13 protein-coding genes are annotated in these 13335 nt (G+C 60.4%); all 13 read right to left on the reverse strand.

What is annotated here, in order from left to right; all coding sequences use genetic code 11:
- Window positions 1-31: 31 nt before the first annotated feature.
- A complete protein-coding gene (locus D180_RS00395) occupies window positions 32-1642 on the reverse strand; it encodes an alpha-glucosidase (protein ID WP_017911226.1) in 1611 nt (536 codons plus the stop codon).
- 185 nt (window positions 1643-1827) lie between these two features.
- A complete protein-coding gene (locus tag D180_RS22590; protein ID WP_193312565.1) occupies window positions 1828-2322 on the reverse strand; it encodes a DUF4189 domain-containing protein in 495 nt (164 codons plus the stop codon).
- A gap of 4 nt (window positions 2323-2326) precedes the next feature.
- On the reverse strand, window positions 2327-3418 hold the full coding sequence (locus D180_RS00400) for a type IV secretion system protein (protein ID WP_017911227.1): 1092 nt from the start codon (window positions 3416-3418) through the stop codon (window positions 2327-2329).
- A 79-nt stretch (window positions 3419-3497) separates the two neighbouring features.
- A complete protein-coding gene (locus D180_RS00405; protein ID WP_051064752.1) occupies window positions 3498-4283 on the reverse strand; it encodes a hypothetical protein in 786 nt (261 codons plus the stop codon).
- A 64-nt stretch (window positions 4284-4347) separates the two neighbouring features.
- On the reverse strand, window positions 4348-6819 hold the full coding sequence (locus D180_RS00410; protein WP_017911229.1) for a VirB4 family type IV secretion/conjugal transfer ATPase: 2472 nt from the start codon (window positions 6817-6819) through the stop codon (window positions 4348-4350).
- Between the two features lie 169 nt (window positions 6820-6988).
- Window positions 6989-7300 carry a VirB3 family type IV secretion system protein gene (locus D180_RS00415; protein ID WP_010340363.1) on the reverse strand — a complete coding sequence of 104 codons (312 nt, stop codon included), beginning with the start codon at window positions 7298-7300 and terminating at the stop codon, window positions 6989-6991.
- Window positions 7293-7688, reverse strand: coding sequence for a TrbC/VirB2 family protein (locus tag D180_RS00420; RefSeq protein WP_017911231.1), 396 nt, complete (start codon window positions 7686-7688; stop codon window positions 7293-7295). The genes D180_RS00415 and D180_RS00420 overlap by 8 nt, the downstream gene beginning before the upstream one ends.
- A gap of 73 nt (window positions 7689-7761) precedes the next feature.
- Window positions 7762-8637: a lytic transglycosylase domain-containing protein gene (locus D180_RS00425; protein ID WP_193313910.1), complete on the reverse strand. Its 876-nt coding sequence runs from the start codon at window positions 8635-8637 to the stop codon at window positions 7762-7764.
- Between the two features lie 146 nt (window positions 8638-8783).
- A complete protein-coding gene (virB11, locus tag D180_RS00430; protein WP_017911233.1) occupies window positions 8784-9827 on the reverse strand; it encodes a P-type DNA transfer ATPase VirB11 in 1044 nt (347 codons plus the stop codon).
- A 19-nt stretch (window positions 9828-9846) separates the two neighbouring features.
- A complete protein-coding gene (locus D180_RS00435; protein ID WP_017911234.1) occupies window positions 9847-11025 on the reverse strand; it encodes a TrbI/VirB10 family protein in 1179 nt (392 codons plus the stop codon).
- Window positions 11022-11783, reverse strand: coding sequence for a TrbG/VirB9 family P-type conjugative transfer protein (locus tag D180_RS00440; protein ID WP_017911235.1), 762 nt, complete (start codon window positions 11781-11783; stop codon window positions 11022-11024). Before D180_RS00440 ends, D180_RS00435 begins: the two co-directional genes overlap by 4 nt.
- A complete protein-coding gene (locus D180_RS00445; protein ID WP_017911236.1) occupies window positions 11780-12790 on the reverse strand; it encodes a VirB8/TrbF family protein in 1011 nt (336 codons plus the stop codon). The genes D180_RS00440 and D180_RS00445 overlap by 4 nt, the downstream gene beginning before the upstream one ends.
- Before the next feature lie 60 nt (window positions 12791-12850).
- Window positions 12851-13273, reverse strand: coding sequence for a hypothetical protein (locus D180_RS00450; protein ID WP_043090232.1), 423 nt, complete (start codon window positions 13271-13273; stop codon window positions 12851-12853).
- Between the last annotated feature and the right edge of the window lie 62 nt (window positions 13274-13335).

Here is a 13335-nt window from a genome sequence, read left to right on the forward strand (position 1 = left end):
CGCCGCCGTCGCAGGAATCATTTGGTCCCGCTCATGCGCCCTGCAGGCACACCATCGCATAGCCGGGCAAACGCAAGCGCTCTTCGACCGCACCCGCGACCACGCCCGGCACCTGCAGCGCCTGCCAGCTGCCCTCAGGCAGCGCCACGTCGGCGGCCTCGGCGGACAGATTGAACGCCAGCAGCAAGCGATGCGCGGCGTGGCGACGCTGGAACATCAGCACGGGCTCGGCCGTCTCGTGGAAGACGATGTCGCCCTCACGCAAGGCCGGATGGCGCTTGCGCCAGGCCAGGAACTGGCGAATCGCATGCAGGACCGACTGCGGGTCGGCCTCCTGTGCCGCCACCGATTGTGCGCGATGCGCTGCCGCGATCGGCAACCAAGGCGTCCCGGTGCTGAAACCGGCTTGCTCGCTGGCATCCCATGGCAGCGGCGTCCGGCACCCATCGCGGCCCTTGAAGTTCGGCCAGAATGCAATGCCGTAGGGATCCTGCAGCGCCTCGAACGGCACCTCTGCCTCGCCCAGGCCCAGCTCTTCGCCCTGGTAGACGCAGACCGAGCCGCGCAGCGAACACAGCATCGCGATCAGCAGCCGCGCGAAGGCCGGCGTCTCGGCACCCTGCCCCCAACGCGTCACCGCGCGTTGCACGTCATGATTGGAAATCGCCCAGCACGGCCAGCCTTCGGTCATCGCCGCTTCCAGACGCGAGACCGTCTCGCGGATGTAGGCCGCGCTGAAATCGTCGGTCAGCAATTCGAAGCTGTAGCCCATGTGCAGGTGCCCTGCGCGGGTGTATTCGGCCGTGGTCGCCAGCGAATCCTCCGACGAGATCTCGCCCAGGCTTACCGTCCCCGGATAGCGGTCGAGCAGGCTGCGCAGCTTCTGCAGGAACGGCAGGTTCTCCGCCTGCGTGTTGTTGTAGTAGTGGTACTGGAAGGCGTACGGATTGTCCGGGCTGAAGCCGCGCCCGACGCGCTTTTCCGGCGGTTTGGGCGGGTTGTCGCGCAGTTGCGGATCATGGAAGCAGAAATTGATCGCGTCCAGGCGGAAGCCGTCGACACCGCGCGCCAGCCAGAACTCCACGTTGTCCAGCGTCGCCTGCTGCACCTGCGGATTGTGGAAGTTCAGATCCGGCTGCGAGGCAAGGAAATTGTGCAGATAGTACTGCCCGCGGCGCGGTTCCCACTGCCACGCCACGCCACCGAAGATCGACAGCCAGTTGTTGGGCGGCGCCCCGTCTTCGCGCGCATCGGCCCACACGTACCAATCCGCCTTCGGATTGTCGCGGCTCTGACGGCTTTCCTTGAACCAGTCGTGCTCCACCGAGGTGTGACTGAGCACCTGGTCGATCATCACCTTCAGGCCCAGCGCATGCGCCTTGGCCAGCAGGGCATCGAAGTCGGCCATGGTGCCGAACAGCGGATCGACCTCACGATAGTCGGCGATGTCATAGCCGAAATCGGCCATCGGCGACTTGAAGAACGGCGAGATCCAGATCGCATCCACGCCCAACGCCGCGATGTAGTCCAGCTTGCGCACGATGCCCGGCAAATCGCCGATACCGTCGCCGTTGGCGTCGAGGAAGCTACGCGGATAGATCTGATAGATGACGGCACCGCGCCACCATGGAGCCTGAGACATGCAACGCCCCCCTTCGGGCAGAAATCGCGCGTGCGACGGGCACGCGAAACGCTGCGCTAGAGTAGCGTTGATGCAGGAATTTCAGCGGTGCCTGCATACGTATTCACACATGGCGAAAGTGATCACTTGAAAAAACGCGTCCACCATGAACAGGACTCGTTAAATCCAACACCGCAAAAAGAAAATCAATATTCCCTGAAGTAGGGCTTAGAGCAATCCGTACCTATGACTGTGCACTCAGAACCTGAAGCCTCTTTACAGCGACGCAGCGCTTCTTTCTTCGCGGCGCTCACGGTCGCGCCACTCACTATTTTCCCCACCCCAGTTCCATCAGGACCTTGGACAACGGCAACACACTGGTTTTTGTAGGTAAAAACAACCTTGCAGTCCGAATTTCCGAGGCCAGCACACCTTTCCAACGCACCGGCCTCAGCATCCGATTCCGAAAACCTTCCAGTGCTGCTTCCGACATCTCCGCTGGACGCACGTGCGATAGCCCCCCACGTCTTGATCCACTCTCCCGTCAACCGCGCAGACCCATCCTCGCCTCCGGGGCTCGGGCCACATTGAGGACTGCCAGGAGCCACTCCCGACGGGCAGGCAGTTTGCGCCAAGGCCATCGGACTGAGCAGTAAGCAAGAAGCAAAGACTATCGCCTTCAAAACATCACCTCCAAACATATTATCAAACGACGTCCTGCGGCCTGTACCTACCGGCACCTGTTTGACCAGAAGCGTCAGAAGAAAACTGAACCTGCCTTGTGGAGTGATTAGGAGTGACGGACTGAGACGAATTGAAATCTCCTCCTCGAAACGCCGATTCGCCACCAGGTGACTGCGGCGCGCGAGGCCTACCAGACGCAGGATCCCGTCCGACCTGACCAAAGCCAGAGTAAGGAGAGAATTGGCCGAGCGTGCCCTGGAAAAATGCAGCCGCCATAGGTGGCGCAGTAATGATTAGGGTACTCAATACCAAACCGATACCACCCTGCTGCAATGACATGCTGCCGACGCCCTCAGTTGCACCACCCGACACAGCCCACTTCGCTAAGAACGCGGCACCTACCACAGCGACGACTTTCGTCGCCAAGCCAACCGTGAAGCTAAGCACCCCCAAGGAGAACACCGTGCCGATCCCATAAGTCAACCACTTTTGGAACAATGACTTTGTGGCATCAAATAGCAGGCAAAGAATGAACAATGGCCCAAAGCCGATGAACAGTGCCATTGCCAACTTGTTCAGCAACAACAACGAGCCGCCCACGATTCCAGGACCAGCCATTCCGATCCCACTGAACAACCTCGCGCGATCCTTCTCCTTCTCGATGTCCGGATTACCAGCACTGTCGATCTGATCGATACTTGTCATGGCGATCTGCATCATCGCCAGATTGTCGTCGATTGCCTCATAGGGACTCTGTGAGCTACCGGTCACCGTGAAAACGATCGCGCTGCTCAGTCCATCGGTCAGCCTCCAATACAGTCCTTTCATTCCTTCAGGCCGAGCCGCAGCCACCATGCTCATGGCCACACCAATGATCAGCGCCGACCGCAACGACTTGACGACCAACTCCATGGCCGACTCGCGCGATTGACCAGTCGCAACTTGGTAGCCCTTGAACAGAATCCAAAGCGTCAACGCGCTCAGCGCGGTCACTGCAACCCAATCGGACATGCGAATGAGCAATGACCACTGGAAGTAGTCGATTTCATCTCGCAGAAAATTGTTGATGGCTTTGAAGAACTCGTAATTAGCGTAATTCTGCAAGAAATTCATGACCGCTCCATAATGCCATGCTCATCACTGAGCCAAACCACCATCAAGCCACTTTTAACCAAGCAGCACTTAACACAGACTAATTCTCAATACTCAAAGACTTATAGTCGCCATCAGGCTTTTTCGACTTAGCCAACTCCAGTGCCCCTTTCATCACTGCTCCAGCGGCGATCGTCTGGGCCAGGTCGCTAAGGCCGGCAAACGCATCGAACAAGCTGCCACCTCCACCAGTATTGGTGGCGGAAGGCGCTTTCTTGCCGCGCATAGCGGCCCAACCACCAGCTGACTGTACTTGGGTCAGGTAGGACAAGCGCTTCTCGTAGGCAAACATCGCTGCTTCCATCTGCTGACGATCGATATCCATCAGCGCCCGCAACGCGATCAGCTTGTTCGTGTTGTCTTCCAGCAAGCCGATCTGGTTCGTGCTGATTTTCGCGCGCTGCTGTTCCAGATCGCGCAGGCGCTGCAACCGCTTTTCGGTGATGTCGTACATCGCCACCATGTAATTGAACTGCGAGTTACGCGTACGCTGGATCAATTCGCAGGTCTGCTGCTGTTCAGTTGACACCGGAGTGCCAGCAGTCTTGCTAGCACAATCGGACACACCGTAGTTGTCGTCGACCTTGACCAGCTTTTCCTTCGGCTTGTCGACCTCATCGCCACTGGACTTCTGTTTCTCGGCCTTGCCGACCTCGTTATCCCCGCGGATCTTGTCCAGCTTCTGATCCAGCGTCTTTGTATTGGCTTTATTCTCGTCAATTTGCGTCTTATCGATCACTTTCCACTGCGCAAAAGCAGTAGCGGGCAACAGCGTGAGCAGCGCAATTGCAGCAACGACACCTGTACGGCTAAAGACTTTCGTCATCTTGTCCATAAACACCTCAACACAGATCTTGTAGAAGATTGCCACGCGTGACTGGGCGAAGCGGTCAGCTGACCGCCGCCGCCCCCCGATTATCCGAAGACACCGACCTCGCAGGACCCGATTTTCCGGAGCCCTTGCGACGTGCGTAGAACTCGTTCAACCACTGCTCGGGCGTCAGATCGTCCGGCGCGACGCCGTGCTCCTTGGCCTTGCGCTCCAGCACCTGGTGCATGATTTCGATATTGTCGGTCGACGCCGAGATGACCGACAGCGCATCGTCCATGCCGCGCAGATTGAGCTGGCACACCGACGATCCATGGCCCTGCTTGACCAGGAAGCAGCGCGAGCGCTCGTCCAGGCTGACCACGACCTGGTACTCGGCCTCGGTGAGCTTGAGGCCGTCCATGTAGTCTTCCTTGCTGGCATTGGGATTGGGCAGCAGGATCATCGTCGCGGTCTGTTCGACCAGCGCCGCGGAAATGTCGCTGGCAAGCGCATCCTCCGGGCTCTGGGTGGCGAAGATACCCAGGCCGTTCTGTTTACGGATGGTCTTCTGCTTGTTCTTGGCGAATTCCTTCAGGCCGCCCTTGCCATCGAGGATCTTCCAGAACTCGTCCATCACGTAGATGAGCGGCCGGCCGTCGATCAGGGCTTCCAGCCGATGCAGCAGATAGTTGATGACCGGAACCCGCACTTCCGGATTGTCGATGACGTCGGTGTAGTCGAAGCCGATGATGCTGGCCTTCTCCAGGTCGATCGTATCGACCGGATTGTCGAACACCCAGCCGTGCGAGTTGCCGGCCGTCCACTTGCGCATGCGCGCGTACAGACCGTCGTCGCCCATGTTGGGCAGGCTCTTGCGGAAGTTGGTCATGCTGCGCAGATGCATGGGCGTGTCGAGCATGCCCTCCACGCCGCGGAAGATGTCCTCCTCCTCGCGCGAGGTGTACTCGATCTTGCCTGCGAGGACCTTGATCAGGTCGGCCAGGAACTGCACGTTCGCCTCGGTGCGCTCGCACTGGAACGGGTTGAAGCCGGTGGGCTTGCCGTTCTCCAGCGCCAGGTAATTGCCACCGCAGGCACGCACGAAGATCTCGGCACCGCGGTCCTTGTCGAAGAAGAAAATGGTGGGAATCGGATCGAACTTCTGCACCTGGCTGAGCAGAAAGTTGATCAACGCGGTCTTACCGGTACCGGACTTGCCGATCACCATGGTATTGGCGATCGCCTTCTCGCCGAGCGAGTTCTCCGCCGGATGCGTCGCGTGGAAATTGAAGTAGTACGGCTGGCCGTTGGTGGTCTGCAAGGTGGTGACGCACTCGCCCCACGGATTGTTCTCGCGCTTGCCCTGGGCGAAGTTGTGCAGCGGCGACAGACCGAGGAAGTTCAGTGAGCTGACATTGGCGATACGCGTGCGGTAGCGCCAGTTGCCAGGCAACTGCGCGTAAAAGGAGGAAGCGACCGCCAGATCCTCCTTGGTCGAGACGAAACCGGCATTGGACAGTTCCGCGCGGGTGGTCGCCACCTGCTGCGAAAGCTTCTCCTGCGTATCGGCGTAGATGGCAATGGTGAAGTGATATTCGCCCAGGACGAAGTTGCCAGACGACAACTGATCCATCGCCAGGTCTAGCTCGTGGATCTGGCTGACCGCCTTGTCGCCGGAGGACACCATCATGCCCTTGGTGCGATCGAGCACCTTCAACGCATCGTGCCGTCCCATCGGGCTGAAGGAGTGGGTCACCACATACTCGAAGTCGAGATACTTCAGGCCATTGAGGATGCCGGGATAGGTTCCGTCGGTGTATTCCTTGATGTTCAGAATGGCACCGAAATGATTGACACCCTCCGGGGTCTTGATCACGAAGTCGCCGGTCTTGTTGGCGAACATGTGCTTGCTGACCGGCAGATAGGCGGGCACCGGCGCCTGCAGCACCGGTACCGGCTCGTCGATGCGATTGATCAGATAACCGAAGAACTCCAGCGTCTCGGAGAACACCACGCCATTGGTGGCCTCGTACATGCTAAGCCGGTACGGCGAATAATCCTTCAGCACGGCTTCGACGTTGCCTGCCAGTTCGAGAACCTTGGCGATCGCCTGGTCCTGCTCGGACTGCAACTGCGGAATGCTCGACGACTTGTCCATGAGACGCTTACCTGTCACCACCGGGCGATAGATCATGGTCATGTACAACTCGTTCTGCATGATCTTCTGCGACGACAAGGCGCCGTAATACTGGTCCGACAAATCCTGGTTGAAGGCCTGCTGGAACTTGCCCTCGTTCTTGATGCGACGACGGCGGCGCACATCGTGCACCCAGAACGCCACATTGGCGAAATCCGGGGCACGCAGCGTCTGCAGCATGCGATTGAAGGTGTTGTGACGGTGTTCGATCTCCCACTCTTCGCGGCCCACGAACGGAAGCCCGCCCAAGTGCCAGACCAGCATGAAATCTCCTCCCGTCGTCTTCAGCACGGACGGCGCCACATGCGTGGAGATGGAAATGAACTCGCTGATCGAAGTATCCGGGATGAACATAATGAAGTGACTCAGAATCCGTTTCGTCTTGCCAAGGCCCGGCGCGCATACCCCGGGAACTGCCGACCTCGCTCAGACAAGCCATCGCGCGTCGACACGAAAAACCGAACAACCCCATGCACGACACAGGCGTCGTGCATGGGGTCGAGACCCGATACCGGATTCCAAGCTAGCGCTTGGCGCCCGGCACCTCTTTCCTGTACTCATTCGGCGAGAACACCCACATGCCGGAATAGCGCTGCAGGTTGCGCACGCGCATCCGCATCATCCAGCGTAACCCGAGCATGCGGAAGATCATCTCGTCTCGCTTGGTCATCTGCTGCATGACGAAGACGATGACCGGAATGAGCAGCAGCAGCCACATATCGAAATAGATACCCATCAGGAAGCCGCCACCCGCGCCGATGAAAAACGGGATGTACGGCACCCCGAAAAACATCGCCGGTCGGGTGCAACCCCGGAAAAGCACGTTCTTATGCATAGTGCAGAACGTGCTGGATCATATCGATCGCCGCAGTGGCCGTGCACTGCTTCTGGCCGGTGTCGCCGATCAGCATCTTGGCCAACTGGCCGGCCGCGCCGATCAGCACGCCACCTAGCAGCACCGGCGCCACTTCGGAAACGCGCTTATGCGCAAACGCGATCTGGTAGCCGGCGAAGACGACCGCGATCGTCACCACCACGATGGACGCCATGTTCAGGATATTGTTGGTCTTGCCGAGGAAGTTGCAGACCTTGGTATCGGCACCGGCATAGTCCTGCGCCATCGCGAAGCTGGACGCGAGCAGGGCCACGGTGAACACCGCCGCCTGCAACGCCGCCGTGCCGATGACCTTGGCGTTCGACTTCATCTGATTGTTCTTGAACATCGTGAGTATCTCCTTGACTGGAAAACAGGGGGTGATCAAAAAGCCATTTGCATGGCCGCGCTACTGCATCTGGCTAGAATACGAAGGCCCCGTCGCCAGGCGTCGGCGGCGGCGTACTTGCGCCAGGAACGGTCGCTCCCGCCACGGCCTGAGGCGCGTGTGCGGCAACGTGCGGAGCTGGGGACGCTCCGCCACCTGCAGGAACCGCCACTCCTTTGCCGGCGCCTGTAGGTCGTATTACGTAGAGATCGGAATCTGCAGCGGACAGTTGCGCCGCCGGTGCGGCCGCAACTGTCCCAGCGGTCTGCTGCGTTGGCGCCGCGACGGCAGCCTGAGGGCGCAGAGATGGCTGACCTTGCACGGCCAGGCCGCTGGCAAGCTGGTTCGCCGCCGAGTCGATGCGCCGCGACACGATCGAATCGACTTCGCGCACCGCCGCGGCCTTCACCGAGTCGTTGACCGCACGACGCACGCTTCCGGCCGGGATCACCGGGATCGCACCAGCGGTGGACGCGGCGAGCGCCCTGCCCTGGTTGATCGACGCGTAGACCTTCTGCACGTAACCGTGGCGGTACCCGGTCTCGAAGTTTCCGGAGTAGTAACAGCTGAACGACTTGCCCCAGTTACCGCCGGAGCGGCTATAGCACTCGGCCAGGATCTTCGAGGCGGCCTGCAGATTGGGACAGGTCTTGAATGCTTTTTCGTAGGTATCCAGGCCGTACTTGATCAGGTTGTAGCGGTTAACCTGCCCGAGACCGAGGGAGAAATTGTAGCCCTTCTCTTCCAGCATCCGCGCCGTGGCCACCGCTTCGGACAGGTTCTGCGGCTGGCGCACCAGGCGACCACCGACCACACCGATCGCAAACGGATTGTGCGACGACTCGACGCGCACAACGTGCTGCATGACTTCAGCTGGAACCGCCATTTCGGGACAGCTGAGTAGTTCCATGCCTGGCAACATGCCGTGGTTACTCCCTATGCATCGACGTCGTGGCAAATCGCCCAGAACGCCGCAGATGTCGCAAATCAATCGTGTTGGAAGAAAAATTCAAAGTCAATCGGCGCTGTTTCGCCCTATCACCTTAATGAACACATTCATCCCCCACCCGACTGCATGCGTTCCGGATCGAAATCGATACCGGTGATATAGCGCCGGCCCGCGTGCGATTTGATGTGGACAACGATGTCGATGGTCATCATCAACAACCGCTTGATGACGGCGAACTCCAGGCCCGACCCTTCGGCCGACGCCTTGACCATGAGCGCCAACTGATCCCAGGTCTGCCCGATGCTGCCAGCATGGCAGCTGGTGATGGAACCGGGATGACCGGAGGCGCAGTTGCGGATGAAGTAGAACGACTCGTCGCCGCGCAGCTCCGCAAGGATGATGCGGTCCGGCTTCATGCGCAGGCACGCTTCCATGCAGCTCTTCGCGGTGACGTTGCTCGAGCTTTGTCCGCCTTTCGAGTAGAGCAAATGCACAGAATTGGGCTGGCTGATGAAGAGCTCGCGCGCGTCCTCGATCGTCACCAGCCGCTCTTCGTGCGGGATGTGATTCACCAGCGACTTCATGAAGGTGGTCTTGCCGCTACCGGTTGCCCCGGCAACCACCACATTCTTCTTGAACAGCACCGCCTTCTTGAAGAACTCGGCGTAATCGCGCTGCCGCCGGAGCTCGAGAAGCTCACGATCCTGCTCGCTCAGACCCGACTGCACCTCCAGGATCTCCTGGAAGAAGCCGTCTTCCTTGTACTGCTCCAGGGTCTTGGTGTGCTTTGACGGCAGGCGGATGGTGATCGACACCTTGCCGGCATCGCAGGCCGGCGGGATCACGAACTGCGCGCGCTGCCCGGTGGGAAAGGTCAACGACACCACCGGATCGGCATCGGTGATGCGCTGGCCGGTATTGCTCTCGTTGACCACCGCTGTGCAGAACTGCCGCGCGCGGTCGAAGGTCAGCGAAGGGATATCCATTCGCTGCCAGCCACGCAGGGTCTCCAGGTACAGCTCGCCGGGACGGTTGATGCAGATTTCCGTCACGTCCGGCGAGTTGAGGTAATCCAGGATGCCCAGCACCGAATACTGGTAATCCAGGAAGTCCGTGGAGATCTGCGCGGTCGGAGAGTCGTCGAACGTCACGTCGCTGTCTCGATCTCTGTCAACGCGGCAGCACGGCCGTGAAGTCGACGTCCTTGGCGACGTAGACGTTCACGATGGTGCCCTGGTTGATGGTCACGGTGGCGGGACGGCGGCGATCCAGGGCCTGGTCGGCCAGACGCTGGATGGACTGCGCCGTGTTGCTCTCGTACGGCTGCTCGGTGACGATGCCGGAATTGAGGCCGGTCGTCGTGGTCTTCGGGCCATGCTCGGCCGCCGCCCACTTGAAGGCGTCGCTGAGCAAGCTGATCATCAGCGCGGACGAGATGCGGCTCGCCCAATGCGCACTGTATTGGCCCGGGTGGCCGGCGCTGCCGAGGTTGTCGACGCCGGGACCAACCAGGGTCACATCGATGCCGGTAGGGGTGGTGATGCGATCCCAGACGACCTGCATGCGCGGGCCGGTCGGTTCCCCGGGACCGTACTGGCCGAGGATCTTCGATCCCTTCGGCAGCAACAGGCGGCGGCCGTTGATGGAGTACACCGGCTCGGTGATGATGCAGGAGGTGAAGCCGGGGAAATCGGTGATGATCCGCGTTTCCAGCACGCAGCGGATGTAAGTGCCACGCACCAGCAGACCGTCCGGGTTGGCGATCGGCTTGGCAGAGGTCTCCTGTTCCTGCTGCATCGGCGCGCCACCCTGCTCCTGTCCCGGCATCATGCCACCCAGGCCCTGGCCACCGGCGTCCTGTTGCAGGCCGGCCATGCGCCGCTCCAGCAAGGACGGCCCACGCTCCTGTCGCGGAGCCGACTGCATCTGCGTGTCGGTATCGGTGGGCATCGGCGGCAACGGCGGCAGGCTCGGTTGCTCGGCCAGTGGCACCGGCTCGGCCGGCTGCACCGGTGGCGGCGCCGCGGTCTGCGGCAACGCAGGCGCCACCACCGCTTCCTGGCGCGGCTTCGGTGCCGGCTCAGGCGTGCTGCTGCCGCTCACCAGCCAGAAGATCGCCAGGATCAACAGCGCGGCGATGCCGCCCAGGAACACCAGCGCCTTGCGATTGAGCTTCTTCAGATCGCTGGAGCGGAGCACCGGCTCATTGGCGTCCAGATCCGGGTCAGCGGTCTGCTGCTGGCGAGCGAAATAGGGATTCTCGCGCGGCGCATCGTCCGCATGCGGGGAACGCGGCTGACCGTGGTCGTTGCCGTAGTTTTCGTCAGACGGGGGTAGATTCGAGTTCACTTTTGCTTGTTCCTACGCAAGCCGACAACATTCTTGCCGTGGCGGATGACCAGGAAGGGATAGGTCCCATGGACAATCAGGGTGTTGCCCTCGACTGTCGTATTGACCAGAAAATCCTCATCGCTCTCCTTCTCGCGACCGAACACCGCCGGGAAGTTGCCAGTGGGGAAACGCGTCAGATCCATTTTGATGTAGGTGAACTTGCCATCGTCGTAGACGCTGCTCGGCACGATCCACATTTGCTTGGAACGCGTGGAATAGTCGTAGTCGAAGTAGTAATGACGATCCTTGGTCAAGCGCGTGTCGAGCTGCGACTCGTCCTTCACCTCGTCGCTGGCTGCGGCAAAGCTGGTGTCCTTCGGATAGGTGAAGGTCACCTTGTATTGCACGCCGGCCTGCTTGGCCTGCTCCAGCCGCTGCCAATCCGTCGCTACCACCTTCAATTCGAGGATGTAGGAGTGTGTGGCGGTGCGGATCATCATGTTGGTATCGACGTCGACGTTCTTCGGCTTCAGGTAGAAGACGTTCTCGCGACGGCTGAGTTCCCAGCCACTGGTGAAACCGGTGCTGTAATCGAGGATCTTCTCGTTCGGGCTCAGTTCGATCTGGGTGGTGATGCCCAGGCCGGTACGCACCTGATAGATCTTGTCAGGCTCGTACTCGTACTGCTGAACCACCTGGGCCGACGCGATCGGCGCGAACAGACCCAGAGCCAGCAACGCAAGATGCGCCGAACCGGTTTTCGTCAGGAAACTCATCGAACGTTCGCTCCATTACCGTTGTGCTGAGGTGCAACGTTGGGTGCAGGGGGTGCCGCAGCCGGCTGCGCCCCTGGATAGACAGGCGCACTCGCCGGATTGGCCATCGGCGCCGGCTGCGTGGCCGGCACCGTACCGTTCGCGCCAGGTGCCGTCGGCTGACCTGGCATCCGCTGCATCGGCACTTCGCCCGCCGCTCCCGGCATCTGCGCGGCCGCAGGCTGCTGAACCGCGCCGGTCTCAGGAGCCTGCACGGCCGACGAAGGTGGCACCGGCATGGCCGAGTAGTCGTTGTCGACCCGGTAATCGGTCACCTGGAACCCCAACGGATTCTGCACCCGCAGTTCGTCGTCCATGGCCAGATTGCTGTTGTACTTGAAGCCGATAATGGCGAACTTGTTGTCGAGGAACGTGGATTGCCCCGTCTTCTTGTCATAAATGCTGCGCTGGAAGCGCACGTTCGCGCCTGTATACGGTTTATTGCCCCCGCCGAGCAGGTTCATGCTCAGAATCTTGACCCGAATCGACCGCGCCTTGCCATAGGTGTAATACGGGGCCGAGGGATTGTTGGGTGCGTGCAGATTGAAGTACTCGGCACCCACCGCGGTGTCCCGCGGCGCCATCGAGAACACCGTATTCCAGTCGTTGAGCCCCATCATCTCCGAATCGTAGGACTCACGTGCGGTGATGAAGCGCGCCACGTTGCTCTTGGCAAGCGCTTCGCTGTTGGTGACGCTCTGTACATCGCCGCTGTTGCGCAATACCGTCACCGAGGAATTGCCGGTATACGCATCGGCCATCACCAGATACGGCACCTTCTCCTTCAACGGCAGCATATAGTAGTACCCGCCGCCGAGGAGCAGGCACATGATGATCGCCCCGAACGCGACCCACCACGCACGGCGCTCGCTGCGGCGCGCCAGATCCGCAATGCTGATCTCGTAGTTGACCGCCTTCGCGACCGCTTTGTTGACGTTTTCGCTTTCGGCCTGCTTTTTACCGAACATCAGACTTCACCAGGTTCGTAATATGGCTGCCGGCGCGCAACGTGCGCACCGGCGGTGACGTCACTTCGCGCTGCCGCTGGTCGCCGGCGTACCGCTCACCGACGACGACGGCTGCACCAGGATGCGATTGCCCGCAGCGGTCACGCTCAGACCTTCCTGTGCATAGACCACGCTCAGCTCGGCGACTGCCTGCTGGATGCTGGTGGTATTGATCTTGGCGACCGGCGCATACAGCGTGTAGTCGGACTGGATGCCGTAGGACAGCTGCATGTTCGAATCCTTGGCCCAGCGCTCGAGCATCGTCTTCAGCGTGCCGTCCATCGGAATCGCCTGGTACACGTACGACGAGTACAGCGGGATCTCCATGGTCGACTCGGAGAAACGGTTGACCGGCTTCCATCTGCCGCGAAAGTCGGGCGCGGGCCTGGTTGCACAGGCGCTCAACAGCGCGACGGCACTCAACGTAGCGATCAGCCGAAACATATGCGTTCTTTTCACGCGAGCCTCTGAATTGCGGAAACGTATAGAGAGCGGGCGGCGCGCAG

The sequence above is a fragment of the Xanthomonas sp. SHU 166 genome (assembly GCF_000364685.1).
GTDB classification, from domain to species: Bacteria; Pseudomonadota; Gammaproteobacteria; order Xanthomonadales; family Xanthomonadaceae; genus Xanthomonas_A; species Xanthomonas_A sontii.